The organism is Pseudomonas sp. Eth.TT006, from assembly GCF_054456575.1.
On record NZ_JBTJEN010000007.1, the window covers coordinates 294,394 to 319,295 of the forward strand.

Consider the following 24,902-nt stretch of genomic DNA (forward strand, 5'->3'; position numbering starts at 1 on the left):
CTTAAATACTGTGTAGTAACGGGAAAATGAACGGGGGGTATCAGCCTTCGATAACAGCGAGGATTTCGTTCTCGCCCATTACCAGCAGGTCTTCACCGTCGACTTTCACTGTGTTGCTGCCGGAGTAAGGACCGAACACAACCTTGTCGCCTTCCTTCACGGAGAGTGCACGCACTTCACCGTTTTCCAGAGCTTTGCCCGGGCCTACAGCGAGAATCACACCGTGGTTGGCCTTTTCAGCAGCCGAACCTGGCAGGACGATACCGCCAGCGGTTTTCTTTTCTTCTTCGCTGCGACGGATGACGACGCGGTCATGCAGAGGACGAAGCTTCATTGTCGATCTCTCCTAATTGTGGTTTTCATCGGCCGGTGTAGTCCCGGCGGGTTTAACAAATCCGGCCTGCGCCGGTTGCGATTCGGCGAGCGAACCGCGGAAGTCTGTCCGGCTCGAATGCCGGAAACCTTTCGGTGACCGATACATAAGGGCGCACAAGCTGATTACAAGGGCAGGGACAGAAAATTTTTCATCAATCTGCCCCTTGAATGCCGCGCATACAGAAACGGCACCCGAAGGTGCCGTTTCTGTGCAGGGATTATTTGCTGTCGCGATGTTCGAACTCGCCTTCGATGACATCACCTTCACGACCCAGCGGCTGGCGCGGGGCAGGACCACCACGGGGTTGCAGGTCGTCGGCGAACGCGCGTTGGCGCATGGCCTGTGCTTCGGCGCGCTGGCGCATCTTGTTCGCCAGCAGGCGACGAGTGAACGGCAGCAGCATCACCAGACCGACCACGTCGCTGATGAAACCCGGCAGGATCAACAGACCGCCGGCCAGCGCCAGCATCAGGCCTTCCAGCATGGTTTGCGCGGGCAGTTCACCGCGATTCAGGCTTTCACGGGCACGCAGGGCCGTGGCCAGACCGGCGATGCGCAGCACGAACACGCCGAACATCGAGCCGAGAATGATCAGCAGCAGGGCCGGGAAAAACCCGATTGCCCCTGCCACTTTGACGAATACGAACAGCTCCAGCACCGGAAACAGCAGAAAGAGCAACAAAAAAGGGCGCATCAAAGATTCCTCAACGCAAGAAATGCCTTGCAGTAAGCCTTAGATGACGTCGCCCTTTCGTGAATTCAAGCATCGGCCACTGCATTTTTTGGCCAGACCTCGGCGTGAGCCAGAGAAACCAAGGCTTCGCGCACTTGTATCGGCGTATGACAAGGTGCTTGAAACGGCAACCAGTGCAGCGCCTGACCGATGCGCAGGTGCATGCCTTCGCTGTCGATGCCGGCCAGTTGCGCCGGCACCGTTTGCGGCAGACCGGCCAATTCCACGTAGTGGGCGATGGCCTTGGCGTGATCGCTGTTCATGTGCTCGACCATGCTGATTTCGGCCTTGCCGGAGAACGGGTTGGCTAACGTCAGTTGATCGACCCAGTGGATCGCGCCGAAACCGCCGATGTAGCGATGACGTACCGGCTTGAGCACCCAGAAGTCGAAATCGTGGGCCTTGTGGTAATTCTGCGAATCGGGGAAATAACGGTAGTAGCGCTCGGCAGCGGCGTCGATGGCGACCGGGTCTTCGAGCTTCTGCGCCTCGGCCAGATAAGTCAGGCGACCAACAGCTTGTATGTCGTCGGCGTCCCGCTCGCCCACCAGCAGTGAACATTTCGCGTCCTTTTGCAGGTTGTGGGTGTGCTGGGCGATGCGGCTGATCAGGATCAGCGGGCGGCCCTGCTCGTCCAGGCAATACGGCACCACCGAGCCGAAAGGGAAACCGGGCATCGCTTTGGAGTGGGTGGACAATACGCCACGGTATTCCTTGAGAAGCAATTCTCGGGCATTCTTGGCCGCGTCAACGCTCAATTTATGACTCCTTAAATGGATTCCGTCGAAAAAACGGACAGGCACCTGGGGATAAGTCCCGGTTACGCCATAGGGCTATGCTCATGTGCAATCTGGCTGCGGCCGGTTCAGATCGGGCGTCGCCGATAACAAAAACTCAGACCGGCTATCGGGGCATGCGCAATGCAACTTAACGACAAAGTAATCATTATCACCGGCGGTTGCCAGGGTTTGGGCCGCTCCATGGCCGAGTATTTCGCCGGCAAGGGCGCGAAGCTGGCGCTGGTCGATTTGAACCAGGAAAAACTCGACGACGCGGTGGCAGCCTGCAAGGCCAAAGGCGTCGAGGCGCGCAGCTACCTGTGCAACGTGGCCAATGAGGAACAGGTCGAGCACATGGTCACCCAGGTGGCCGAAGATTTCGGCGCGATCCACGGGCTGATCAACAATGCCGGGATCCTGCGTGACGGCCTGCTGCTCAAGGTCAAGGACGGCGAAATGACCAAAATGAGCCTGGCCCAGTGGCAGGCGGTGATCGACGTCAACCTGACCGGGGTGTTTCTCTGCACCCGCGAAGTCGCGGCAAAAATGGTCGAGCTGAAGACCAGCGGCGCGATCATCAATATTTCGTCGATCTCCCGCGCCGGCAACGTCGGCCAGACCAACTACTCCGCCGCCAAGGCCGGCGTGGCAGCCGCCACCGTGACCTGGGCCAAGGAGCTGGCGCGTTACGGAATTCGCGTGGCGGGCATTGCTCCGGGCTTTATCGAAACCGAGATGACCCTGGGCATGAAGCCCGAAGCGCTGGAGAAAATGACTTCGGGCATTCCGCTCAAGCGCATGGGCAAGCCGGAAGAAATCGCCCACTCGGCGGCGTATATCTTCGAGAACGACTACTACACCGGGCGGATTCTGGAGATGGATGGCGGGTTGCGGATCTAAAGCAAGATCAAAAGATCGCAGCCTGCGGCAGCTCCTACACAGAGCTTTTCTGTAGGAGTTGCCGCAGGCTGCGATCTTTTAACGGGCGACGCCAATCAATCGTCGCTGATGCTGATATTCGGCATCGCCGGCGTCGCCGCTTCCTGCAACACAATGCGCGCGCCAACATGGCGGGCCAGTTCCTGATAGACCATGGCGATCTGGCTGTCCGGCTCGGCGATCACCGTTGGCTTGCCGCCATCGGCCTGCTCGCGGATCAGCATCGACAACGGCAGCGAGGCCAGCAGTTCGACGCCGTATTGAGTCGCCAGCTTCTCGCCACCGCCCTCACCGAAAAGATGTTCGGCATGTCCGCAGTTCGAGCAGATGTGCACCGCCATGTTTTCCACCACGCCGAGCACCGGAATGCTGACCTTGCGGAACATTTCCACGCCTTTGCGCGCGTCGAGCAGCGCCAGATCCTGCGGAGTGGTGACGATCACCGCACCGGCCACCGGGACTTTCTGCGCCAGGGTCAGCTGAATGTCGCCGGTGCCTGGCGGCATGTCGATCACCAGATAATCCAGATCGCCCCATGCGGTTTGCGTAACCAGTTGCAGCAGCGCGCCGGAGACCATCGGCCCGCGCCAGACCATCGGCGTGTTGTCGTCGGTGAGGAACGCCATCGACATGACTTCGACACCATGGGCCTTGAGCGGCACAAACCACTTCTGATCCTTGACCTCCGGACGGGTGCGCTCGGGGATGCCGAACATGATGCCCTGGCTCGGGCCATAAATATCGGCGTCGAGAATACCGACCTTGGCACCTTCGCGGGCCAGGGCCAGCGCGAGGTTGGCAGCGGTGGTCGATTTGCCTACGCCGCCCTTGCCGGAAGCCACCGCGACCACGTTCTTGACGTTGGCCAGCCCGGGAATCTGCGCCTGAGCCTTGTGCGCGGCGATCACGCTGTTGATCTCGACTTTCGCCGCGGTCACGCCATCGAGGTTTTCGATGGCCAGTTGCAGCAGTTGCGCCCAGCCGCTCTTGAACAGACCGGCGGCGTAACCGATTTCCAGTTGTACCTTGACGCGGTCGCCATCGATCTCGATGTGCTTCACGCAACCGGCGCTGACCGGGTCCTGATTCAGGTAGGGGTCGGTGTATTGGCTGAGGACGGCTTCCACCGCTGCGCGAGTGACGGCGCTCATGGGCAACTCCGATAACAAGACTGGGAAAAGATGGCGGGTATCGTACGCCGGACATCGATTTGAGGCGAACAGATTGCTTGAGCTGGAAAAACTTTGTGGTGAGGGGATTTATCCCCGATCAGCTGCGCAGCAGTCGTGAAACCATTGAATGCGGTGCGCCTGATGTACTGATGCTTCTGGTTTCAGGGCGGCTTCGCCACCCATCGGGGATAAATCCCCTCGCCACACCGGCCCAGTCGCATGAAAAGGTTGCACAGGCTCGAATCGAGTGACTGGCGCATCCGGAAACAGGCGCACAGGGTGAAAAATATGCGCCGCCGCTTTATAGTGGCCGACCTCCGTTTCATCAAGTAGCGAAGCCCCCATGTCCGAACCACGCAAGATCCTCGTCACCAGCGCCCTGCCCTATGCCAACGGTTCGATTCACCTTGGCCATATGCTGGAATACATCCAGACCGATATGTGGGTGCGCTTCCAGAAGCATCGCGGCAACCAGTGCATTTATGTCTGCGCCGACGACGCCCACGGTTCGGCGATCATGCTGCGCGCGGAAAAGGAAGGCATTACTCCGGAACAACTGATCGCCAACGTGCAGGCTGAACACAGCGCCGACTTTGCCGATTTCCTGGTCGACTTCGACAATTTCCACTCCACTCACGCCGAAGAAAACCGTGAGCTGTCGAGCCAGATCTACCTGAAACTGCGTGACGCCGGGCACATTGCCACGCGCTCGATCACCCAGTATTTCGACCCGGAAAAGAAAATGTTCCTGGCCGACCGCTTCATCAAGGGCACCTGCCCGAAATGCGGCACTGAAGACCAGTACGGCGACAACTGCGAAAAATGCGGTGCGACCTACGCCCCGACCGATCTGAAGGATCCGAAGTCGGCCATCTCCGGCGCCACCCCGGTGCTCAAGGATTCCCAGCACTTCTTCTTCAAACTGCCGGATTTCCAACAGATGCTGCAGACCTGGACCCGTAGCGGCACCCTGCAGGACGCCGTGGCCAACAAGATCGCCGAGTGGCTGGACGCCGGCCTGCAGCAGTGGGACATCTCCCGCGATGCGCCGTACTTCGGTTTCGAGATCCCGGACGAGCCGGGCAAGTATTTCTACGTGTGGCTGGATGCGCCGATCGGCTACATGGCCAGCTTCAAGAACCTCTGCAACCGCACACCGGAGCTGGACTTCGACGCATTCTGGGGCAAAGACTCCACTGCCGAGCTGTACCACTTCATCGGCAAGGACATCGTCAATTTCCACGCGCTGTTCTGGCCAGCGATGCTTGAAGGCGCCGGTTTCCGCAAACCGACCGGGATCAACGTGCATGGCTACCTGACCGTCAACGGTCAGAAGATGTCCAAGTCCCGTGGCACCTTCATCAAGGCCCGCACTTACCTGGATCACCTGTCGCCGGAATACCTGCGCTACTACTACGCGGCCAAACTGGGCCGTGGCGTCGATGACCTCGACCTGAACCTCGAAGACTTCGTGCAGAAGGTCAACTCCGACCTGGTCGGCAAAGTGGTCAACATCGCCAGCCGTTGCGCCGGTTTCATCCACAAGGGCAACGGTGGCCTGCTGGTCGACAACAACGCCGCGCCAGAGCTGAGCGAAGCGTTCCTCGCTGCGGCACCGAGCATCGCCGACGCCTATGAAGCGCGCGATTTCGCCCGTGCCATGCGTGAAACCATGGCCCTGGCCGACCGCGCCAATGCCTGGATCGCCGACAAGGCGCCGTGGTCGCTGAACAAGCAGGAAGGCAAGCAGGATGAAGTCCAGGCGATCTGCGCCACCGGCATCAACCTGTTCCGCCAGTTGGTGATTTTCCTCAAGCCAGTGCTGCCGTTGCTGGCCGCCGACGCCGAGGCGTTCCTCAACGTCGCCCCGCTGACCTGGAACGACCACACCAGCCTGCTGGCCAACCACCAGTTGAACGAATTCAAACCGTTGATGACCCGCATCGACCCGGTAAAAGTCCAGGCCATGACCGACGCCTCGAAAGAAGACCTGACTGCCAGCCAGACTGACACCGGTGCTGCCACGCCTGCAGGCAACGGTGAACTGGCCAAGGATCCGCTGTCGCCGGAAATCGACTTCGACACCTTCGCCGCCGTCGATCTGCGCGTGGCGCTGATCGTCAAGGCTGAACATGTCGAAGGCGCGGACAAACTGCTGCGCCTGACCCTGGACATCGGTGACGAGCAGCGCAACGTGTTCTCCGGAATCAAGAGCGCGTACCCGGACCCGTCGAAACTCGACGGTCGCCTGACCATGATGATCGCCAACCTAAAGCCACGGAAAATGAAGTTCGGCATCTCCGAAGGCATGGTGATGGCAGCCGGCCCCGGCGGTGAAGAAATTTACCTGCTGAGCCCGGACAGCGGCGCCAAGCCGGGTCAACGCATCAAGTAAGGCCCAGCGCTGAAACGATCCCACAGGCATGTTCTGCAGGCCTGTGGGATTTTTCATATCTGGCCCACCGTTCGCGGGTACCGGATAATGCTGACCTCAACTGACACCCGCCCGTTGCCGCCGGTAAAACCATGACCGAACTTGCGCTTACGCTGATCAGTGCCGCCCTGCTCAACAACTTCGTGTTGCACTGGCCGCTGGGCGTCGATCCGCTGCTGGCAGGCAGTCGACGCCAGGTGCATGCGTTGGGCCTGGCGACGGCGTGCCTGATGCTGAGCGTGGGCGTCATCGGTTACCTGCTCTGGCAATGGCTGTTGGTGCCACTTCAATTACAGGCGCTGCAGCTGTTTGTATTTCTGCCGTTCAGTGTGCTGCTGATCGCGCCGCTGCTGAAATGGCTGGCGCGGGCGCTGCCCGACTGGCCCTTCGACGGCTTGTGGCCGCTGTTGCTCGGCAATGCCGGCGCCTTGGGGCTGGCCTTGCTCAATGCGCAAGATGATCGCGGACTGCTGCAGGCAACAGCGCTGAGCCTTGGCGCCGGGCTGGGTTTCTGGCTGGTGCTGAGCCTGTTCAGCGACTTGCGTGAACGCACGGCCGACAACGACATTCCCCTGCCCTTTCGTGGCCTGCCGATCGACCTGATCGGCGCCGGACTGATCGCAGTGATTTTTCTCGGATTCAGTGGACTGATCAAAACATGAGTCTGATTCAACTCATCGATGCCCTCCTGCCGCAGACTCAATGCGGCAAATGCGGCCACCCCGGCTGCAAGCCGTATGCGCAAGGCATCGTCGATGGCGAACCGATCAACAAGTGCCCGCCCGGCGGTGACGAAACCATCGCCGCCCTGGCCGAACTGCTGAAAGTGCCGGCGCTGGAACTGGACGTCAGCCGGGGTTCGGCACCGCCACAAGTGGCATACATCCGCGAAGCCGAGTGCATCGGCTGCACCAAGTGCATTCAGGCCTGCCCGATCGACGCGATCGTCGGCGCGGCAAAACTGATGCACACCGTGCTGATTGACGAATGCACCGGATGCGACCTGTGCGTGGCGCCTTGCCCGGTGGATTGCATCGAGATGCATCCGCTGCCGCTCGGCACCTTGCCGGTGGTCGGTGGCCTGGCGTCGAGTGAGGAAGAACGGCAGGCGCGCAACGCCAAACGTGATCATGCGCGCCAACGCTTCGAACGCCGCAACGCCCGCCTGCAACGCGAAGAGCAACACAAACAGGCGGAGCGCGAAGCCCGGGCGCAACGGGCTGCGCAATCGGCGGTAACAGCCCTCGATCCGGTGCAGGCAGCTCTGGAGCGGGTACGCGCACAGAAAGTCGCGACCACCGACGCCGTGCTGAAAAAAGCCAGGATCGACGTCGCCATGAGCCGTGCGCAATTGCACAAATCGCTGAAAGCGTTCGGCCATCCGCCGACGTTTGAGCAGCAGTCGCAACTGATCGTGTTGCAACAGCAGTTCGAAGCGGCTGAACAGGCGCTGGCGAAACTCGAAAGCGCTGCTCCGGCTAACCCGGCGACTCCTGCCGCGCCTGCGGCAAAGGACGCCGACCTGAAACGGGCGAAAATCCAGTTGGCCATGCGCCGCGCCGAACTGAAAAAGGCCCAGACTGCCGAAGCGCCCCCAGAGCAGCTCGCCACGCTGCAACAGGCCCTGCGTGACGCCGAGCAGGCGCTGCACACCGCCGAGGCGGCCAGCGAGCAACCGGCACCTGAGCTGGTGCGGGTGGAAAAGCGCCCGATCGACAGTCAGCTGCGCCAGTTGAAAACCGAGCTGGCCTACGCCCGCGCCGAACTGAGCAAACTCGAACGCCGCGCCGATACACCCAGCGACGTCCTCGAAAAAGCCCGCGCCCGACTGGAAGACGCCGAGCGTCAGGTACTTGACCATGTTGCCCCGTGAAGCATCGGACGAGCGTCTGCTACAGGCGATGAGGTGGGTGCTGCTCGCCACCCTGCCGGGGCTGCTGACGTTGTTCTGGCTATACGGCTGGGGCGTATTGCTCAATCTGTTGTTGGCGGTAGCCACCGCGTTACTGGTCGAGGCTGGCGTCAGCCGACTTCGCCTGCAGCTGCTGCAACCTGCGCTGAGCGACGGCAGCGCGCTGGTCAGCGCCACCTTGCTGGCGGTTGCCCTGCCGCCCTATTGCCCGTGGTGGCTGACCGTGACGGCCATTGCATCCGGTCTGCTGTTCGGCAAGCACTTGTACGGCGGTGTCGGCAAGAATCCGTTCAACCCGGCCATGCTCGGTTTTGCGCTGGCGATGCTGCTGTTTCCACAACCGATGACCCACTGGCCGGCGCATGGCATGAATCTGTGGGCGAGTTTTACGCACGTCTTCAATGTCGGTCAGGCGCCGGACGCTTGGGCGCAGGCCACGGCGCTGGACAGCCTGCGGGTCAATAAAAGCCTGACCATGGAAGAACTGTTCGCCACCAACCCGGCATTCGGCCGGTTTGGCGGGCGTGGCGTGGAATGGGTCAATCTGGCATTTCTCGCGGGTGGGCTGCTGCTGTTGCAGCGGCGGGTGATCGGCTGGCATGCACCGGTCGGCATGCTGGGCAGCCTGTTTGTCGTCAGCCTGCTGTGCTGGAACGGTTCGGGCTCCGACTCCCACGGTTCGCCGCTGTTTCATCTGCTGAGCGGCGCTACCATGCTCGGAGCGTTTTTCATCATCACCGAACCGGTGTCCGGGGCCAAAAGCCCGATGGCCAGGCTGTTGTTTGGTATCGGTGTGGGACTGCTGACTTACCTGATCCGCGCCTGGGGCGGTTATCCCGACGGCGTTGCATTTGCCGTGTTGCTGATGAATCTCTGTGTGCCGGCGCTGGAGCGTTTTGCCGCCGCTCGTCAAGCTCAGGTGATTCCATGAAACGTGCGGCCTCGGTCATCACGCTGGTGCTGATCGCCAGCGTCGGTGTCTGCGTGACTTATGTGCTGCAACGCAGCAGTGCCGAGCAAATTGTCTTCGAACAACGGCTGCTCGACAGTCGCCGACTGCTGGATGTGCTCGTGGCCGACAGCTACGACAATCAACCGCTGGAACAGCCACTGGCATTAACGGACATGACGTTGAGCCATAGCTCGCTGCTGGCGGGTTACCGCGCCAGCAAAGCCGGGCAACCGGTGGCGGTGTTGTTACGCACGCAGACCGAGGGCTATGCCGGTGCCATCGAGCTATTGATCGCGATTGATACCAGCGGCCGACTGCTGGGGGTGAAAACCCTGCGGCAAAACGAGACCCCGGCACTCGGCGGGCCTGTCGGCGACTGGCCGAATGACTGGCTGGCCGGGTTCAGCGGAAAATCACGCAGTGCACCCGATGACGCAGGCTGGGCATTGAAAAAGGATCAGGGACAGTTCGATCAACTGGCGGGAGCGACCGTCACCTCCCGCGCCACCGTGAATGCCATTCATGACGCCCTGCGCTATTTTGATCAGCACCGCGCAATTCTGCTGGGAAGCGCACCATGAGCCGGCCAACGCAGATGAGCAATTCCTTGCTGCTGGCATTGCTGCTGGGCACCAGCACCACCTTGACCGGTGCGCTGGGCATGCTGTTGATGTCGAGTGTAGTGGTGACGGTTTACGCGGTGTGCAGGGGTCCACTGCTTTCACGACTGTCTGGCCGCGGTGCGTGGCTGGCCAGCCTGTTGCTGGCCGCGACGCTGACCAGTTGCGCCAATATCCTCGCGCAGCGCTGGGCGTTGCAATGGCAGCAGTCACTTGGAATCTATGGCGGACTGATTGGTTTGCAGTGCGTGGTGCTGGAATACAATGGATTCTTTCGTCAGACGCTCAGCGAGCGCCTGAAGTTTTTTGCCGTGTCGAGCGGGCTGCTGCTGGTACTGGCTGCTTCGCGTGAGCTGCTCGGTCAGGGTCATCTCGGTCATGGTCTGTCAGAGCACTGGCAAGGTCTGGCCCTGTTCAGTGACGGGCTGCACCTGATGACCCTGGTGCCCGGCGCCTTCATCTTATCGGGGCTGCTGCTGGCCGCGCACCAGGCCTGGACTCGCTCGAACGCACCTTCCAAGGAAAATCATCATCCATGAATGCCGCAAAACGCCTTGAAATCTTTCGCAGGCTGCATGAAGACAATCCCGAGCCGAAAACCGAACTGGCCTACTCCTCGCCTTTCGAACTGCTGATTGCGGTGATTCTCTCCGCGCAATCGACAGACGTCGGCGTGAACAAGGCCACGGCCAAGCTGTTCCCGGTGGCCAATACCCCGGCGGCGATTCATGCGCTGGGCGTCGAAGGGCTGTCCGAATACATCAAGACCATCGGCCTCTACAACAGCAAAGCCAAAAACGTGATCGAGACCTGCCGCATGCTGGTCGAACTGCACAATGGCGAGGTCCCGCAAACCCGTGAAGCGCTGGAAGCCTTGCCCGGTGTGGGCCGCAAGACCGCCAACGTGGTGCTCAATACCGCGTTTCGCCAATTGACCATGGCGGTCGACACGCACATTTTCCGCGTCAGCAACCGCACCGGTATCGCTCCGGGTAAAAACGTGGTTGAGGTGGAAAACAAGTTGATGAAATTTGTACCCAAAGACTACCTCTTGGACTCTCATCACTGGTTGATTTTGCACGGTCGATACGTGTGCCTCGCCCGCAAGCCGCGCTGTGGCAGCTGCCGGATCGAGGATTTGTGCGAGTACAAGCACAAAACCTCGGACGATTGACTGACTATCTGTTTTATCGATTCGTCGATTGAAAAAATCTTTTTTACCCGCAGCAGGAATATCGTTATAAGGGGCGCCAAAGGCAGTCTTAGCCTGGAGTTCACTCGATGACTGACAGCAAAGAACAACTGGATGTAGATGACGAATTCACCGTTGCGGAAACCGATGACGCCGAACCGGTAGTCGAAGTCGCCAAGACCAACCTGAGCAAACGCCGCACCATCGATAACCTGCTGGAGGAGCGCCGACTGCAAAAGCAATTGGCCGATTACGACTTTGATCTCTGACACTTGAAAGCCTCCCGAACCGGAGGCTTTTTTATTGTCTGAAGCGTCTGCGACCTGCTTCATCGACGATCATGCTCATCAGACAAGCCCATTGCGCTGGGCCAGCTCGATCAGGTCCACCAGCGACCGGGCGTTGAGCTTCAACAGCAGACGAGTCTTGTAGGTGCTGACTGTCTTGTTGCTGAGAAACATGCCATCGGCAATTTCCTTGTTGGTCTTGCCACGGGCCAACTGCTGCAAGACCATCATTTCCCGTCCGGAAAGACGATCCACCATATCCGACTCACTGGCATTACCGAGGGTGGTGCGCACGGTGTGCAGAGCCTGGTTCGGAAAATAGCTGTAACCGGACAGTACAGCCTTGATCGCACTGAGCAGTTCGGTCAGGTCCTGTTGTTTGCAGACATACCCCGCCGCTCCCGATTGCATGCAGCGCATCGAAAAGTGCCCCGGCGCCTGAGAAGTCAGCACCAGAACTTTCAATGGCATCGCTGTCGCATTCAGACGCGCAATAACTTCCAGACCATCAAGTTTCGGTATTCCAATATCCAGAATGACGATATCCGGCATCTGATCACGCGCCAGTTGTAACGCATCCACGCCATTATCCGTTTCTGCAATGACTTCGTAGCCATGCCGTTCCATCAGCATACGCACAGCAAGACGAATGACGGGATGATCATCCACGATCAGCACTTTATTCATGGGCAAGTCCAGTTTCGCTGTTCGAATTTTTAGAGCAGGCACAATAGCCCAGTCACTTGCGACATGGCACAAGAGAGTTCCCATACACTTGCAGCCAAAGACATTCCCTACAGAAAATCAAGACTATTCCTACAAAAAAACCAACACCAGAGATATCAGTCAGGCAGAGGCGATTCTTTGGCCACACTTTCAACAAGAAAATACTACATCTCCGGGGCCAGCACCGCACGCCCGCACGGTCGTCGATTCATAAACAACTAAAGAAATCGCGCAATATCAAATCAATGCCTGAAACAAGATACTTCTACCCAAGCGTTTATTTTTAATATAAAAAATAACACCAACAATATAATTTAAAGCCCCCCCACACACCCTCAAGCAACCAATGGAAAACACACTTAATGAGTAAAGACCATGATAAAAATCAAAAACAAAATCACCAACCCCATGACGGTTATTGCGATATTTGCATTTATTTCCGAATCGTCGGCAGCACTTTCATTACCCTTCCTTGATAATGATGAGCGGGAAATCTATATCTGGTTTCTGATCAGCTTTCCGTTTTACTTGCTGCTGCTGTTCTTCATGACGCTAAATTTTAACTACCGTTCACTGTATGCTCCCTCGGATTTCGACAAGGACGACAGCTTTTTAAAGATCGTTGATGAATTGAATCGCACCGGTGACAGCGTTTATCCGTCTGCCGCAGAAACTCCCAATACGTCATGGATCGAACACACCATTCAACTACCCAAACGCTTCGGCACGCTATGTGCGATTGACGTTCGCCCGATGATCAATGCACAGGCATTCAGCAAGCTGGCAGAACACCTGCCACGCCTCGGCAAGCACTCGGTGAGGCCCATCGTATTTCTGACCGATCCTGCCTCCGAGATTTTGCTCAGACAAATGATGCGCAGCTTTTTCAAACAATCAAAAAAAAGCGCACGAGGGGCACTGTTTATTGCTTACAACGTGAGCACGCAGAGCACCACGGAACTGGGGGAGGTTTGACAACCGAGCAGACGCCTGATGTGGACAATCAAGAACTACAGCAACCTTGTCATTGCGACTAACGCTGATGAAGCAAGGTCGAGAAACCACCGGACAAAAAAATGGCGGCTCTGTCACTGAGACAAGCCGCCATTTTCTTACAGGTCTGCGAAGCTTAGAACAGCTTGCGACCCTTGTTGGCTGCAATGCGCATGCGCAGCGCGTTGAGCTTGATGAAGCCCGCCGCGTCGGCCTGGTTGTAAGCACCACCGTCTTCTTCGAAGGTCGCGATGTTGGCATCGAACAGCGAATCGTCGGACTTGCGGCCGGTCACGATCACGTTGCCCTTGTACAGTTTCAGGCGAACCACACCGTTCACGTTGACCTGCGAAGCGTCGATCATCTGTTGCAGCATCAGACGCTCCGGGCTCCACCAGTAACCGGTGTAGATCAGGCTGGCGTACTTGGGCATCAACTCGTCCTTGAGGTGCGCGACTTCGCGGTCCAGGGTGATCGATTCGATGGCGCGGTGTGCACGCAGCATGATGGTGCCGCCCGGGGTTTCGTAGCAGCCACGGGACTTCATGCCGACGTAACGGTTCTCGACGATGTCGAGACGGCCGATACCGTGCGCACCGCCGATCTTGTTCAGCGTCGCCAGAACAGTGGCCGGGGTCATTTCGACGCCGTCCAGCGCAACGATATCGCCGTTGCGGTAGGTCAGTTCCAGATACTGCGGGGTGTCGGGAGCCTTCTCCGGGGAGACGGTCCAGCGCCACATGTCTTCTTCGTGCTCGGTCCAGGTGTCTTCCAGCACGCCGCCTTCATAGGAGATGTGCAGCAGGTTGGCATCCATCGAGTACGGGGATTTTTTCTTGCCGTGACGCTCGATCGGGATCGCATGCTTCTCGGCGTAGTCCATCAGCTTCTCGCGGGACAGCAGGTCCCACTCGCGCCATGGAGCAATCACTTTCACGCCAGGCTTGAGGGCGTAGGCGCCCAGTTCGAAACGCACCTGGTCGTTGCCCTTGCCGGTGGCGCCATGGGAAATGGCGTCAGCGCCGGTTTCGTTGGCGATTTCGATCAGGCGCTTGGCGATCAGCGGACGTGCGATGGAAGTACCCAGCAGGTACTCGCCTTCGTAAACGGTGTTGGCGCGGAACATCGGGAACACGAAATCGCGCACGAACTCTTCGCGCAGGTCATCGATGTAGATTTCTTTGACGCCCATGGCCTGGGCCTTGGCGCGGGCCGGCTCGACCTCTTCGCCTTGACCGAGATCAGCGGTGAAGGTCACCACTTCACAGTTATAAGTATCCTGCAGCCACTTGAGGATCACCGAAGTGTCCAGGCCGCCGGAATACGCCAGAACGACCTTGTTTACGTCCGCCATGCCATCACTCCACGGGGTTCTACGGAAAGCCGAGGAGTCTACCGCCCAAACGCGATAATTTACAGAGGCGCGACAGCTTAAGACGACAAAGCGACAGAATCTGTCGAGAGCGCGACGATGACCGGCGGGTCAGGAAGTTGTTGCTGCGGTGGCTGGCGTACTGGCCTGCGGTGCGGGAGCTGGCGCAGTCGTTGGCGCCACGCGTGCCAGTTTCACGCTGACCCGGCGATTCTTCGCCCGGTTCGCCGCGCTGTTGTTCGGCACCAGCGGGTACTGCTCGCCATGGAAGCGCACGGTGATCTGCGATTCGGCGATGCCGTTGGCCTTGAAGAAATCGACCACGGCCAGCGCACGGCGGCGCGACAGTTCACGGTTGGTCAGACGGTTGCCACTGTTGTCGGAGTAACCATCCAGCTCGATGTGATTGACCGTCGGATCGGCCTGCATGTACTCGAGCATCACTTGCAATCTGGCCTTGGCGGCGGCGTCCAGATCGGTGCCCTCGCCCGGGAAGCCGACCTGCGACTGTTTGACCTGGTCGAAATTCTGCGGCAGCAATTTCGCCACGCACGTCTGGTATTCGTTGAACGCTTTACTGAACCTGACCGGCAGCAGACGCACTTCGGACACTCTGCCATCGCCTGAGGCACGACGCACCACCGGGCTGCGACCGTCGAGCAAACCGCTGATCAGCCCGCCGGCCTGCGACTGCGAACTGTTGAACAGCACGTTGCCGGTGCCGATCCTGACGCTGCCCAGATTGATGTCGTTGCGCCCCGGCTGCCACGGCGCGGCCGCCGCGAGCAGGGTCGCCGAACCGCCGCCGAGCATGGCGTTGTAGGCATTCAGGCGAAAAATCGCCTGCTCGCCCGCCTTGCGCACGAACTGGCCCGAGCCGAAATCGGTGATCGGCTGGGTCAGACGGCACTCGAACTTGTCGCCCTCGACCGTCCACTCAATGTTCTCCAGACGAGTCTGGTAGGTGAGCGCCATCGCGGGGAGGCTGGCAAACACACTGAGCAAGGCTAAATATCGCTGGCGCACGGGAGGCTCCATTGGCTTGTGTAACACAAAGACCGATTCACACTATGTTTACGGCATACCTACGGGATATCGGAAGCTTCCTGCAAAACTTGATAGCGAGTGCCTGCAAGAGTCTTTTCCGGTAGCATTCCCCTCAGTTTGACCCGCCTGGAATCCCCTCATGTCCGACCGCCTGACCCTGCTGCGTCCCGACGACTGGCACATTCATCTTCGCGATGGTGCCGTGTTGACCAATACCGTTGCCGATGTAGCGCGCACCTTTGGCCGCGCCATCATCATGCCCAACCTGGTACCACCGGTGCGCAACGCCGCTGAAGCCGACGGCTATCGCCAGCGGATTCTCGCTGCCCGCCCGGCCGGCAGTCGCTTCGAACCGCTGATGGTGCTGTACCTAACCGACCGCACCCAGCCCGAAGAAATTCGTCAGGCCAAGGCCAGTGGTTTCGTGCACGCCGCCAAACTGTACCCGGCCGGCGCCACCACCAACTCCGATTCCGGGGTGACCAGCATCGACAAGATCTTCCCGGCGCTGGAAGCGATGGCCGAAGTCGGCATGCCGCTGCTGATCCACGGCGAAGTCACCCGTGGCGATGTCGACGTCTTCGACCGCGAAAAGATTTTCATCGATGAGCACATGCGCCGTGTGGTCGAGCGATTCCCGACGCTCAAAGTGGTGTTCGAACACATCACCACCGGCGACGCCGTGCAGTTCGTCAACGAGGCTTCGGCCAACGTCGGCGCGACCATCACCGCGCATCACCTGCTGTACAACCGCAACCACATGCTGGTGGGCGGGATCCGGCCGCACTTCTACTGCCTGCCGATCCTCAAGCGCAACACCCATCAGGAAGCCCTGCTCGATGCCGCCACCAGCGGCAGCGCCAAGTTCTTCCTCGGTACCGATTCGGCGCCGCACGCCCAGCATGCCAAGGAAGCCGCCTGCGGCTGTGCCGGCTGCTACACCGCGTACGCCGCCATCGAGCTGTATGCCGAAGCCTTCGAACAGCGCAATGCGCTGGACAAGCTCGAAGCGTTCGCCAGCCTCAACGGCCCGCGCTTCTACGGGCTGCCGGCCAACACCGATCGCATCACCCTGGTTCGCGAAGAGTGGACTGCCCCAACCAGCCTGCCATTTGGCGAGCTGACCGTTATCCCGCTGCGCGCCGGTGAAAAACTGCGCTGGCGCCTGCTGGAGGAACACGCGTGAGTGAAGACCATTTCGACGACGAACTGGACGGTCAAGGTGGCGGCGGCGGTTCCCGTCATCCGATGGCAGCGCGTTTTCGCGGCTACCTGCCGGTTGTTGTCGACGTAGAGACCGGTGGTTTCAACTCGGCCACCGACGCTCTGCTGGAGATTGCCGCGACCACCATCGCCATGGATGAAAAAGGTTTCGTTTACCCGGACCACACCTACTTCTTCCGTGTTGAGCCGTTCGAAGGCGCCAACGTCGAAGCGGCAGCGCTGGAGTTTACCGGGATCAAGCTCGATCACCCGCTGCGCATGGCTGTCAGTGAAGAAACCGCGCTGACCGACATTTTCCGCGGCGTGCGCAAGGCGCTGAAGGCCAATGGCTGCAAGCGGGCGATTCTGGTCGGCCACAACAGCAGCTTCGACCTGGGCTTCCTGAATGCCGCGGTGGCGCGTCTGGACATGAAGCGCAACCCGTTTCATCCGTTCTCCAGCTTCGACACCGCGACACTGGCGGGCCTGGCTTACGGTCAGACCGTACTGGCCAAAGCCTGTCAGGCCGCCGACATCGATTTCGATGGCCGTGAAGCGCACTCGGCACGTTACGACACCGAGAAGACTGCCGAGCTGTTCTGCGGCATCGTCAACCGCTGGAAGCAGATGGGCGGCTGGGAAGACTTCGACGACTGATCGTCGCCGGATAAATCCCGCGCATAAAAAAACCGGCCACATGGGCCGGTTTTTTTGTACCTCGCTTTCTGTACCTGAAGCGTGCGCCTTACAGGCCAGCAGCGTTCTCGGTCAGGTAAGCCGCAACGCCTTCTGGCGAAGCGTTCATGCCTTTGTCGCCTTTTTTCCAGTTGGCAGGGCAGACTTCGCCGTGCTCTTCGTGGAATTGCAGCGCGTCGACCAGACGGATCAGCTCTTCCATGTTACGGCCCAGCGGCAGGTCGTTGATGATCTGCGAGCGGACAACGCCCTTGTCGTCGATCAGGAACGCGCCACGGAAAGCCACGCCGCCTTCGGACTCAACGTCGTAGGCCTTGGCGATTTCGTGCTTCATGTCGGCAGCCATGGTGTATTTCACCTGGCCGATGCCGCCATTGTTGACCGGGGTGTTGCGCCAGGCGTTGTGGGTGAAGTGCGAGTCGATCGATACCGCGACCACTTCCACGTTGCGCGCCTTGAAGTCGTCCATGCGGTGGTCCAGAGCGATCAGCTCGGACGGGCAGACGAAGGTGAAGTCCAGTGGGTAGAAGAACACCAGACCGTATTTGCCTTTGATGGCCGAGGACAGGGTGAAGCTGTCAACGATCTCGCCATTGCCGAGTACGGCCGGGACGGTGAAGTCAGGGGCTTGTTTGCCTACGAGTACGCTCATGGAAATCTCCTGGTGAATAACTTGAAGTTCAGGCTCCGAGCCAGCCTGCCACCCTCAGGCGACAGCCCTGTGACACGAAACCTCTTCGCAAGGGCCGACCATCATACACCGGGTTTTTCGCCTGTCCTTAACGGTTTTTTGCCCACGGCGAACAAGCGGGCAGCATTCACGGGGCCAGGCAAACTGCCATTAAACACCGTTCGTCAGTCACCGGCGGTTCTAACGAAAACCGTTCAGAAAGCACTTTGACAATCATTCTCGTTAACATTAAGATCCATCGCAATTGAGTCACAACCAGCGACGGTTCTCACTTATGTATGTTTGTCTCTGCACTGGCGTCACCGACGGACAGATCCGCGAAGCGATCTATGAAGGTTGCTGCAGCTACAAAGAAGTCCGCCAGGCCACCGGCGTCGCCAGCCAGTGCGGCAAATGTGCCTGCCTGGCCAAGGAAGTGGTTCGCGAAACCCTGACCAAGCTGCAAACCGCCCAGGCTGCGATTCCCTACCCTGCAGAATTTACCGCAGCGTAATGGCCCCAATTTCAAAGAACCGGACTTATGTCCGGTTTTTTTATGCCTGAAATCAAACGCTTAGGTCCTAGACGCGGAACACAAACATTCTTATTCAGATTTAATTTCATTTATTATTCAATAACTTAGGTTTGACACTTATAAGTACCCGGCTCAAACTCCGCCTTATATACAGCTAATACAGGGCAGGACTCCCATCATGAAAGGCGACATTACAGTCATCCAGCATCTCAACAAGATCCTTGCCAATGAACTGGTCGCGATCAATCAGTACTTCCTGCATGCGCGCATGTATGAAGATTGGGGCCTGAACAAGCTGGGCAAGCACGAATACCACGAATCCATCGACGAGATGAAGCACGCGGACAAGCTGATCAAGCGCATCCTGTTCCTCGAAGGCCTGCCGAACGTGCAGGACCTGGGCAAGCTGCACATCGGCGAGCACACCCGGGAAATGCTCGAGTGCGATCTGCGTATCGAGAAGACCGGCCACGCTGATCTCAAAGCCGCCATCGCCCATTGCGAATCCGTTGGCGACTTTGGCAGCCGTGAACTGCTCGAAGACATTCTCGAGTCCGAAGAAGAACACATCGACTGGCTGGAAACCCAACTGGGCCTGATCGACAAGGTCGGTCTGGAGAACTATCTGCAATCGCAGATGGGCGAAGAGTAGGAGCTGCCGCAGGCTGCGATCTTTTGATTGCGCCGGCCACTCGCAGTCACTGTTCGAACATACAAAAAAGCCCCGCCCTCTTTCGAGTGGCGGGGCTTTTTATTGGCTGAAGATCAAAAGATCGCAGCCTCGTTTCACTCGACAGCTCCTACAGGAGACATCGCTGCCGAGTGAAGCCCGAATCAGGCTTCGGACTTGTTCGCAGCAGCCGCTTCGACAGCCGACTTGATGGTGCTTTGCAGCGAACCGTCTGCAGCCATCTCGGTCATGATGTCGCTGCCGCCGATCAGTTCACCGCCAACCCACAGTTGCGGGAAAGTCGGCCAGTTGGCGTACTTCGGCAGATTGGCGCGGATTTCCGGGTTCTGCAGGATGTCCACGTACGCAAACTTTTCGCCACACGCCATCACAGCCTGCGCAGCTTTCGCGGAGAAGCCGCACTGCGGGGCATTCGGCGAGCCTTTCATGTAAAGCAGAATGGTGTTGTTGGCAATCTGCTCTTTAATCGTTTCGATGATATCCATGGAGCACCTCGGCTGAACTTTCCGACTCATGGGTCGGCACGGTGACGCATTGTAACGGAATCCCGAGCGCGCTGCTCGGTCTCCCCGACGGTCATGTTCAGGCCGCCGCCACCGTGACCGGCACACCATTGAGCGCGGCATTGCCGGACAACTCATCGAGCTGGCATTCATCCGTCAGGTCGTTGGCGCTCGATCCCGGCTGGCTGCTGGCGATGGTCATCTGCACCCCCGGCCGCGCATGTCCCCAACCATGCGGCAGACTGACCACACCCTTCATCATGTCGAGGCTGCCAAGCACTTCCACCTCTATCTGCCCGACCCGCGAACTGACGCGTACCCGCTGACCATCGCTGAGTCCGCGACTGGCCAGATCATCCGGGTGCATCAGCAACTGATGGCGCGGCTTGCCCTTCACCAGACGGTGATAGTTGTGCATCCACGAATTGTTACTGCGTACATGCCGACGGCCAATCATCAGCAACTCATCGGCTACCGGCGCCTGCAAGGCAGCGAACCGTGCGAGGTCCGCAAGGATTTCCGGCGGCGCCGCCTGCACGGCCTGATTCGGCGTTTTCAGACGCGCTGCCAGATTCGGTTTCAGCGCGCCCAGATCAATGCCATGCGGATGATCGAACAATGTCGCCAGCGAGAGCTTCTGTTCGGACGCATCGCCGTACATACCCATGCGCAGGCCCATGTCGATCATCTGCGCCGGCGGCATCGTCGGTTTCAGCTCCTTGCCGGTTTTCTCGGCAAAGGCTTTGGCCAGACCGACGAAGATCTCCCAGTCGTGCAATGCGCCCTCAGGCTTGGCGAGAATCGCCCGGTTGAAGCGGGTGACGTTACGCACGGCGAACAGGTTGAACGTGGTGTCGTAGTGATCGTTTTCCAGCGCCGAGGTCGACGGCAGGATCAGGTCGGCATAACGCGTGGTTTCGTTGATGTACAGATCGATGCTGACCATGAATTCCAGGCCGTCCAGCGCCTGCTCCAGTTGCCGACCGTTCGGTGTCGACAGCACCGGATTGCCAGCCACGGTGATCAGCGCGCGGATCTGCCCTTCGCCTTCAGTGAGCATTTCTTCGGCCAGCGCCGACACCGGCAGTTCGCCGCCGTACTCGGGACGCCCGGACACCCGACTCTGCCACTTGTTGAAATGCCCGCCCGAGGTCGATGCGACCAGGTCCACCGCCGGTTCGGTGCACAGAGCACCGCCGACCCGGTCGAGATTGCCGGTGACCAGATTGATCAACTGCACCAGCCAATGGCACAAGGTGCCGAACGCCTGGGTGGAAACGCCCATGCGTCCATAACACACCGCGCTCGGCGCGGCGGCAAAATCCCGCGCCAGTTGGCGGATCTGCTCGGCGGGCACCGCGCACAACGGACTCATGGCCTCGGCGGTGAACGTCGCCACCGCCGCCCGCACTTCATCCAGCCCTTCGACCGGCAAATGACTGCCACGCGCCAGCCCTTCATCGAACAGTGTGTTGAGCAGGCCAAACAGCAGCGCCGCATCGCCGCCCGGGCGCACGAACACATGCTGATCGGCGATGGCCGCGGTTTCGCTGCGACGCGGATCGACCACCACCACTTTGCCGCCACGAGCCTGAATCGCCTTCAGGCGCTTCTCGACATCGGGCACGGTCATGATGCTGCCGTTGGAGGCCAGCGGGTTGCCGCCGAGGATCAGCATGAAATCGGTGTGATCGATGTCCGGGATCGGCAGCAGCAAGCCGTGGCCGTACATCAGGTAACTGCTCAGGTGATGCGGCAACTGATCGACCGACGTCGCGGAGAAGCGATTGCGCGTCTTCAGCAGGCCGAGGAAGTAGTTGCTGTGGGTCATCAACCCATAATTGTGCACGCTCGGGTTGCCCTGATAGACCGCCACCGCGTTCTGCCCATGCCGTTCCTGAATCGCCGCCAGACGCTCGGCCACCAGCGTAAAAGCCTCGCCCCAGGCGATCGGCAACCATTCGCTGCCGACCCGACGCATTGGTTGACGCAGGCGGTCGGGATCATTCTGAATGTCTTGCAGGGCCACGGCTTTAGGGCAAATGTGGCCACGGCTAAAGGAGTCGAGCGGGTCGCCCTTGATCGAGGTGATCGCGACGTTGCCATCGGTTTCAGTGGTTTCGATGGTCAGCCCGCAAATGGCTTCGCACAGGTGGCAGGCACGGTGGTGGAGAGTCTTGGTCATGGCCAGTCTCTGTCTTGTTCTGGGCAGGCGACGGTAAGGCCTGCGGGAACAAAACTATGGCCCGTGTGCGCAAGCGACACCAGCGACGTTTGTCTTGTGAATCGACGGCTATCAGGCGAGCCGATAGCCGGCCACTTTCAATTGGATGGCAACTGAGGCGGCGGCGCCAGCTGGATTTCCTGAATGGTCTCGATCTGCTCGTGAGCGACGTGCACGCCGGTGAGTTCGCCGATCAGCCGCCAGTGCTCGTCGAGCCCGGCGCTGATGGTCGCCATGCGATCGATCATGTGGCGGCCGGCGTTCTTGACCACTTCGTCTTCGCTGCGCAGCAGCTCGAAGGACATCGAGGTCATCGATGCGGTGAGATGAGTCAGTGAGCGAGCCGTGTGGCCCAGTAATTCCATCAACAGTTTTTCTTTCGATTCCATGCGGAGGCTTCCTGCGTCGCTCGAATCCTAGTTATAACCCAGCACTTTGCTTTAGCAAATGTTTCAGCCAAAGCATCCGACCAAGCGAAAAGCGCAACCGCACAGTCTCGAACCGACCCGCGTGGCACGCTCCCCGCCACGCCGGATTGCCAAGCCCGCCGGGGCCAGTGTACAAAGGGGCTCGCTGCTGTCCTGAACCCGGCTTCAAATGCGTGGCTGCCACTGGCGCTTCGCTCTCCGAATTGCGCGAAAACCGTAGCCTATTGGCGTAACGCGACATTTAGTGTCAATATCGCGCCTCCCCCTATTTCGTCGCCCCGTGCGGCTTACGCCGCAGGTCTCGCCCGTTGTTCCGTTAAACAAGGCTTTGAGCATCTGCGGTTTGTAGCAAAAAGGTAGTCAATGATGAGCGCAAGGCACTTTCTCTCCCTGATGGATTGCACGCCCGAAGAGCTGGTCAGCGTGATCCGTCGAGGCGTTGAGCTCAAGGACCTGCGTAACCGCGGCGTACTGTTCGAGCCGCTGAAAAACCGCGTCCTGGGAATGATCTTCGAGAAGTCCTCGACCCGTACCCGGATCTCGTTCGAGGCCGGCATGATCCAGCTCGGTGGCCAGGCGATCTTCCTTTCGCCGCGCGACACCCAACTGGGCCGTGGCGAGCCGATCAGCGACTGCGCCATTGTCATGTCGAGCATGCTCGATGCGGTGATGATCCGCACCTTTGCCCACAGCACCCTGACCGAATTCGCTGCCAATTCGCGCGTGCCGGTGATCAACGGCCTGTCCGATGACCTGCACCCGTGCCAGTTGCTGGCCGACATGCAAACTTTCCTCGAACACCGTGGCTCGATCCAGGGCAAGACCGTGGCCTGGATCGGCGACGGCAACAACATGTGCAACAGCTATATAGAAGCGGCGATCCAGTTCGACTTCCAGTTGCGCGTGGCCTGCCCTGAAGGCTACGAGCCAAATCCCGAGTTCGTGGCCAGGGCCGGCGATCGCGTGACCATCGTCCGTGATCCGCAGGACGCCGTACGCGGCGCGCACCTGGTGAGCACCGACGTCTGGACCTCGATGGGCCAGGAAGAGGAAACCGCCAAGCGCCTCAAGCTGTTTGCGCCGTATCAGGTCAACCGTGCCCTGCTCGACCTCGCCGCCGAAGACGTGCTGTTCATGCACTGCCTGCCGGCGCACCGCGGCGAAGAAATCAGCCAAGACCTGCTCGATGACCCGCGCTCCGTCGCCTGGGATCAGGCAGAAAACCGTCTCCACGCACAGAAGGCCCTGCTCGAGTTCCTCGTCGAACCGGCATATCACCACGCATGAGCCATGAATTACTGCTGAACCTGCGCAACCTCGCTTGCGGTTACCAAGATCAACGCGTGGTGCAGAACCTCAATCTGCACCTCAACGCCGGTGACATCGGCTGCCTGCTCGGCTCGTCCGGTTGCGGCAAGACCACCACGCTGCGCGCCATCGCCGGTTTCGAACCGGTGCATGAAGGGGAAATCACCCTGGGTGGCGAAACCATCTCCAGTGCCGGTTTTACCCTGGCGCCGGAGAAACGCCGGATCGGCATGGTGTTCCAGGACTACGCGCTGTTCCCGCACCTGAGCGTCGCCGACAACATCGCCTTCGGGATCCGCAAGCACCCGAACAAGGCGCGCGTCACCGAAGAGCTGCTGGAACTGGTCAACCTGAAGAACCTCGGCCAGCGCTTCCCGCACGAGCTGTCCGGTGGCCAGCAACAGCGTGTCGCCCTCGCCCGCGCCCTGGCACCGGAGCCGCAACTGCTGCTGCTCGACGAGCCGTTCTCCAACCTCGACGGCGAGCTGCGCCGCAAGCTCAGCCATGAAGTGCGCGAGATCCTCAAGTCCCGTGGCACCAGTGCGATTCTGGTGACCCACGATCAGGAAGAAGCGTTCGCCGTGAGCGATCACGTCGGCGTGTTCAAGGAAGGTCGACTGGAGCAGTGGGACACGCCATACAACCTGTATCACGAACCCGCGACGCCTTTTGTCGCCAGCTTCATCGGTCAGGGCTATTTCATTCGCGGCCAGCTCGGCAGCCCGGAGTCGGTGCAGACCGAACTCGGCGAACTGCGCGGCAACCGCGCCTACACCTGGCCGGTGGGTGGTGCGGTGGATGTGTTGTTGCGTCCAGATGACATTGTTTATGCGCCGGACAGCGGGCTCAAGGCACGGATCGTCGGCAAGACCTTCCTGGGCGCCTCGACGCTGTATCGCCTGCAATTGCCGACTGGCGCGCAGCTGGAATCGATTTTCCCGAGTCATGCTGATCATCAGGTCGGCGCGGACGTCGGGATTCGGGTTGCCGCTGAGCACCTGGTGTTGTTCCAGGCCTCCGGCAGCACGGCGGCGCAGATTCCTGCTGCTGAAAACGGCGTACGCCGCTACAACACCGCCCTCTGATCAGTCCTGGATCAAAACTGTGGGA

The 24,902-nt window shown here is 59.6% G+C and carries 27 protein-coding genes; 16 read left to right on the forward strand and 11 right to left on the reverse strand.

Annotated elements, in window-relative coordinates; translation table 11 throughout:
* Window positions 1–40 precede the first annotated feature (40 nt).
* From ACXR0M_RS14060 to ACXR0M_RS14070, 3 genes are all read right to left on the reverse strand, one after another.
* Window positions 41–334, reverse strand: a complete 294-nt coding sequence (locus tag ACXR0M_RS14060; protein WP_458832424.1) for a co-chaperone GroES — start codon at window positions 332–334, stop codon at window positions 41–43.
* A gap of 259 nt (window positions 335–593) precedes the next feature.
* On the reverse strand, window positions 594–1,070 hold the full coding sequence (locus ACXR0M_RS14065) for an FxsA family protein (protein ID WP_458832425.1): 477 nt from the start codon (window positions 1,068–1,070) through the stop codon (window positions 594–596).
* A 65-nt stretch (window positions 1,071–1,135) separates the two neighbouring features.
* Complete coding sequence (locus ACXR0M_RS14070) at window positions 1,136–1,867, reverse strand: HugZ family pyridoxamine 5'-phosphate oxidase (protein WP_458832426.1); 732 nt, start codon at window positions 1,865–1,867, stop codon at window positions 1,136–1,138.
* Window positions 1,868–2,029: 162 nt separating this feature from the next.
* Between ACXR0M_RS14070 and ACXR0M_RS14075 the strand changes: the two genes are divergently transcribed.
* Complete coding sequence (locus tag ACXR0M_RS14075) at window positions 2,030–2,788, forward strand: SDR family oxidoreductase (protein WP_458832427.1); 759 nt, start codon at window positions 2,030–2,032, stop codon at window positions 2,786–2,788.
* Between the two features lie 95 nt (window positions 2,789–2,883).
* On the opposite strand, the gene apbC is transcribed toward ACXR0M_RS14075, so the two are convergent.
* The gene (gene apbC / locus ACXR0M_RS14080; protein ID WP_458832428.1) at window positions 2,884–3,978 is read right to left on the reverse strand and encodes an iron-sulfur cluster carrier protein ApbC; all 1,095 of its coding nucleotides are present in this window, start codon (window positions 3,976–3,978) and stop codon (window positions 2,884–2,886) included.
* Between the two features lie 364 nt (window positions 3,979–4,342).
* Between apbC and metG the strand changes: the two genes are divergently transcribed.
* The 8 genes from metG (at window position 4,343) to ACXR0M_RS14120 (ending at window position 11,378) form a co-directional block, all read left to right on the forward strand.
* Window positions 4,343–6,394: a methionine--tRNA ligase gene (metG, locus tag ACXR0M_RS14085; protein ID WP_458832429.1), complete on the forward strand. Its 2,052-nt coding sequence runs from the start codon at window positions 4,343–4,345 to the stop codon at window positions 6,392–6,394.
* Between the two features lie 131 nt (window positions 6,395–6,525).
* Complete coding sequence (locus tag ACXR0M_RS14090) at window positions 6,526–7,095, forward strand: electron transport complex protein RnfA (RefSeq protein WP_458832430.1); 570 nt, start codon at window positions 6,526–6,528, stop codon at window positions 7,093–7,095.
* Window positions 7,092–8,306 (forward strand): electron transport complex subunit RsxB, encoded by a 1,215-nt coding sequence (rsxB, locus tag ACXR0M_RS14095; RefSeq protein ID WP_458832431.1) that lies wholly within the window; start codon window positions 7,092–7,094, stop codon window positions 8,304–8,306. The genes ACXR0M_RS14090 and rsxB overlap by 4 nt, the downstream gene beginning before the upstream one ends.
* Window positions 8,293–9,276, forward strand: a complete 984-nt coding sequence (locus ACXR0M_RS14100; protein ID WP_458832432.1) for an RnfABCDGE type electron transport complex subunit D — start codon at window positions 8,293–8,295, stop codon at window positions 9,274–9,276. Before rsxB ends, ACXR0M_RS14100 begins: the two co-directional genes overlap by 14 nt.
* Window positions 9,273–9,878, forward strand: coding sequence for an RnfABCDGE type electron transport complex subunit G (locus ACXR0M_RS14105; protein ID WP_458832433.1), 606 nt, complete (start codon window positions 9,273–9,275; stop codon window positions 9,876–9,878). The genes ACXR0M_RS14100 and ACXR0M_RS14105 overlap by 4 nt, the downstream gene beginning before the upstream one ends.
* On the forward strand, window positions 9,875–10,456 hold the full coding sequence (locus ACXR0M_RS14110; protein WP_458832434.1) for an Rnf-Nqr domain containing protein: 582 nt from the start codon (window positions 9,875–9,877) through the stop codon (window positions 10,454–10,456). Before ACXR0M_RS14105 ends, ACXR0M_RS14110 begins: the two co-directional genes overlap by 4 nt.
* Complete coding sequence (gene nth, locus ACXR0M_RS14115) at window positions 10,453–11,091, forward strand: endonuclease III (protein ID WP_458832435.1); 639 nt, start codon at window positions 10,453–10,455, stop codon at window positions 11,089–11,091. The genes ACXR0M_RS14110 and nth overlap by 4 nt, the downstream gene beginning before the upstream one ends.
* 107 nt (window positions 11,092–11,198) lie before the next feature.
* Window positions 11,199–11,378, forward strand: a complete 180-nt coding sequence (locus tag ACXR0M_RS14120) for a PA3496 family putative envelope integrity protein (RefSeq protein WP_458832436.1) — start codon at window positions 11,199–11,201, stop codon at window positions 11,376–11,378.
* A 78-nt stretch (window positions 11,379–11,456) separates the two neighbouring features.
* Here the strand turns inward: ACXR0M_RS14120 and ACXR0M_RS14125 are convergent, their stop codons facing one another.
* Complete coding sequence (locus tag ACXR0M_RS14125) at window positions 11,457–12,083, reverse strand: response regulator (protein WP_458832437.1); 627 nt, start codon at window positions 12,081–12,083, stop codon at window positions 11,457–11,459.
* A 414-nt stretch (window positions 12,084–12,497) separates the two neighbouring features.
* Here ACXR0M_RS14125 and ACXR0M_RS14130 point away from each other — a divergent pair, with 414 nt between their 5' ends.
* Window positions 12,498–13,097, forward strand: a complete 600-nt coding sequence (locus ACXR0M_RS14130) for a hypothetical protein (RefSeq protein ID WP_458832438.1) — start codon at window positions 12,498–12,500, stop codon at window positions 13,095–13,097.
* A gap of 154 nt (window positions 13,098–13,251) precedes the next feature.
* Here the strand turns inward: ACXR0M_RS14130 and ACXR0M_RS14135 are convergent, their stop codons facing one another.
* The gene (locus ACXR0M_RS14135; RefSeq protein ID WP_027612065.1) at window positions 13,252–14,469 is read right to left on the reverse strand and encodes an argininosuccinate synthase; all 1,218 of its coding nucleotides are present in this window, start codon (window positions 14,467–14,469) and stop codon (window positions 13,252–13,254) included.
* A gap of 129 nt (window positions 14,470–14,598) precedes the next feature.
* Window positions 14,599–15,513 carry a flagellar protein MotY gene (locus ACXR0M_RS14140; RefSeq protein WP_458832439.1) on the reverse strand — a complete coding sequence of 305 codons (915 nt, stop codon included), beginning with the start codon at window positions 15,511–15,513 and terminating at the stop codon, window positions 14,599–14,601.
* A 160-nt stretch (window positions 15,514–15,673) separates the two neighbouring features.
* On the opposite strand from ACXR0M_RS14140, the gene pyrC reads away from it, so the two are divergent.
* Window positions 15,674–16,720, forward strand: coding sequence for a dihydroorotase (gene pyrC, locus ACXR0M_RS14145; RefSeq protein ID WP_103484888.1), 1,047 nt, complete (start codon window positions 15,674–15,676; stop codon window positions 16,718–16,720).
* Window positions 16,717–17,394, forward strand: a complete 678-nt coding sequence (gene rnt / locus ACXR0M_RS14150) for a ribonuclease T (RefSeq protein ID WP_458832440.1) — start codon at window positions 16,717–16,719, stop codon at window positions 17,392–17,394. The genes pyrC and rnt overlap by 4 nt, the downstream gene beginning before the upstream one ends.
* A gap of 88 nt (window positions 17,395–17,482) precedes the next feature.
* Here the strand turns inward: rnt and ACXR0M_RS14155 are convergent, their stop codons facing one another.
* Entirely contained in the window at window positions 17,483–18,085 is a 603-nt protein-coding gene (locus ACXR0M_RS14155) for a peroxiredoxin C (protein ID WP_458832441.1), read from the reverse strand.
* A gap of 313 nt (window positions 18,086–18,398) precedes the next feature.
* Between ACXR0M_RS14155 and ACXR0M_RS14160 the strand changes: the two genes are divergently transcribed.
* A complete protein-coding gene (locus ACXR0M_RS14160; RefSeq protein ID WP_007953193.1) occupies window positions 18,399–18,617 on the forward strand; it encodes a bacterioferritin-associated ferredoxin in 219 nt (72 codons plus the stop codon).
* A gap of 199 nt (window positions 18,618–18,816) precedes the next feature.
* Entirely contained in the window at window positions 18,817–19,290 is a 474-nt protein-coding gene (bfr, locus tag ACXR0M_RS14165) for a bacterioferritin (RefSeq protein ID WP_007963971.1), read from the forward strand.
* Window positions 19,291–19,472: 182 nt separating this feature from the next.
* On the opposite strand, the gene grxD is transcribed toward bfr, so the two are convergent.
* From grxD to ACXR0M_RS14180, 3 genes are all read right to left on the reverse strand, one after another.
* Window positions 19,473–19,814 (reverse strand): Grx4 family monothiol glutaredoxin, encoded by a 342-nt coding sequence (gene grxD / locus ACXR0M_RS14170; RefSeq protein ID WP_130912021.1) that lies wholly within the window; start codon window positions 19,812–19,814, stop codon window positions 19,473–19,475.
* Between the two features lie 97 nt (window positions 19,815–19,911).
* Window positions 19,912–22,017 (reverse strand): molybdopterin oxidoreductase family protein, encoded by a 2,106-nt coding sequence (locus ACXR0M_RS14175; RefSeq protein ID WP_458832442.1) that lies wholly within the window; start codon window positions 22,015–22,017, stop codon window positions 19,912–19,914.
* 137 nt (window positions 22,018–22,154) lie between these two features.
* Window positions 22,155–22,445, reverse strand: coding sequence for a hypothetical protein (locus tag ACXR0M_RS14180; RefSeq protein ID WP_458832443.1), 291 nt, complete (start codon window positions 22,443–22,445; stop codon window positions 22,155–22,157).
* Window positions 22,446–22,850: 405 nt separating this feature from the next.
* Here ACXR0M_RS14180 and argF point away from each other — a divergent pair, with 405 nt between their 5' ends.
* Window positions 22,851–23,771, forward strand: coding sequence for an ornithine carbamoyltransferase (gene argF / locus ACXR0M_RS14185; protein ID WP_458832444.1), 921 nt, complete (start codon window positions 22,851–22,853; stop codon window positions 23,769–23,771).
* Entirely contained in the window at window positions 23,768–24,877 is a 1,110-nt protein-coding gene (locus tag ACXR0M_RS14190) for an ABC transporter ATP-binding protein (protein ID WP_458832445.1), read from the forward strand. Before argF ends, ACXR0M_RS14190 begins: the two co-directional genes overlap by 4 nt.
* Window positions 24,878–24,902: the final 25 nt, after the last annotated feature.

Excerpts from the sequence above, each read along its gene's own strand:
- ACXR0M_RS14175 (WP_458832442.1), bottom strand. The coding sequence starts at position 22,017 with ATGACCAAGACTCTCCACCACCGTGCCTGCCACCTGTGCGAAGCCATT.
- ACXR0M_RS14120 (WP_458832436.1), top strand. The coding sequence starts at position 11,199 with ATGACTGACAGCAAAGAACAACTGGATGTAGATGACGAATTCACCGTT.
- ACXR0M_RS14110 (WP_458832434.1), top strand. The coding sequence starts at position 9,875 with ATGAGCCGGCCAACGCAGATGAGCAATTCCTTGCTGCTGGCATTGCTG.
- nth (WP_458832435.1), top strand. The coding sequence starts at position 10,453 with ATGAATGCCGCAAAACGCCTTGAAATCTTTCGCAGGCTGCATGAAGAC.
- ACXR0M_RS14155 (WP_458832441.1), bottom strand. The coding sequence starts at position 18,085 with ATGAGCGTACTCGTAGGCAAACAAGCCCCTGACTTCACCGTCCCGGCC.
- ACXR0M_RS14075 (WP_458832427.1), top strand. The coding sequence starts at position 2,030 with ATGCAACTTAACGACAAAGTAATCATTATCACCGGCGGTTGCCAGGGT.
- ACXR0M_RS14160 (WP_007953193.1), top strand. The coding sequence starts at position 18,399 with ATGTATGTTTGTCTCTGCACTGGCGTCACCGACGGACAGATCCGCGAA.
- metG (WP_458832429.1), top strand. The coding sequence starts at position 4,343 with ATGTCCGAACCACGCAAGATCCTCGTCACCAGCGCCCTGCCCTATGCC.
- grxD (WP_130912021.1), bottom strand. The coding sequence starts at position 19,814 with ATGGATATCATCGAAACGATTAAAGAGCAGATTGCCAACAACACCATT.
- ACXR0M_RS14135 (WP_027612065.1), bottom strand. The coding sequence starts at position 14,469 with ATGGCGGACGTAAACAAGGTCGTTCTGGCGTATTCCGGCGGCCTGGAC.
- pyrC (WP_103484888.1), top strand. The coding sequence starts at position 15,674 with ATGTCCGACCGCCTGACCCTGCTGCGTCCCGACGACTGGCACATTCAT.
- ACXR0M_RS14105 (WP_458832433.1), top strand. The coding sequence starts at position 9,273 with ATGAAACGTGCGGCCTCGGTCATCACGCTGGTGCTGATCGCCAGCGTC.
- bfr (WP_007963971.1), top strand. The coding sequence starts at position 18,817 with ATGAAAGGCGACATTACAGTCATCCAGCATCTCAACAAGATCCTTGCC.
- ACXR0M_RS14180 (WP_458832443.1), bottom strand. The coding sequence starts at position 22,445 with ATGGAATCGAAAGAAAAACTGTTGATGGAATTACTGGGCCACACGGCT.
- ACXR0M_RS14090 (WP_458832430.1), top strand. The coding sequence starts at position 6,526 with ATGACCGAACTTGCGCTTACGCTGATCAGTGCCGCCCTGCTCAACAAC.
- ACXR0M_RS14190 (WP_458832445.1), top strand. The coding sequence starts at position 23,768 with ATGAGCCATGAATTACTGCTGAACCTGCGCAACCTCGCTTGCGGTTAC.
- ACXR0M_RS14125 (WP_458832437.1), bottom strand. The coding sequence starts at position 12,083 with ATGAATAAAGTGCTGATCGTGGATGATCATCCCGTCATTCGTCTTGCT.
- ACXR0M_RS14065 (WP_458832425.1), bottom strand. The coding sequence starts at position 1,070 with ATGCGCCCTTTTTTGTTGCTCTTTCTGCTGTTTCCGGTGCTGGAGCTG.
- apbC (WP_458832428.1), bottom strand. The coding sequence starts at position 3,978 with ATGAGCGCCGTCACTCGCGCAGCGGTGGAAGCCGTCCTCAGCCAATAC.
- ACXR0M_RS14100 (WP_458832432.1), top strand. The coding sequence starts at position 8,293 with ATGTTGCCCCGTGAAGCATCGGACGAGCGTCTGCTACAGGCGATGAGG.
- ACXR0M_RS14060 (WP_458832424.1), bottom strand. The coding sequence starts at position 334 with ATGAAGCTTCGTCCTCTGCATGACCGCGTCGTCATCCGTCGCAGCGAA.
- ACXR0M_RS14130 (WP_458832438.1), top strand. The coding sequence starts at position 12,498 with ATGATAAAAATCAAAAACAAAATCACCAACCCCATGACGGTTATTGCG.
- argF (WP_458832444.1), top strand. The coding sequence starts at position 22,851 with ATGAGCGCAAGGCACTTTCTCTCCCTGATGGATTGCACGCCCGAAGAG.
- rsxB (WP_458832431.1), top strand. The coding sequence starts at position 7,092 with ATGAGTCTGATTCAACTCATCGATGCCCTCCTGCCGCAGACTCAATGC.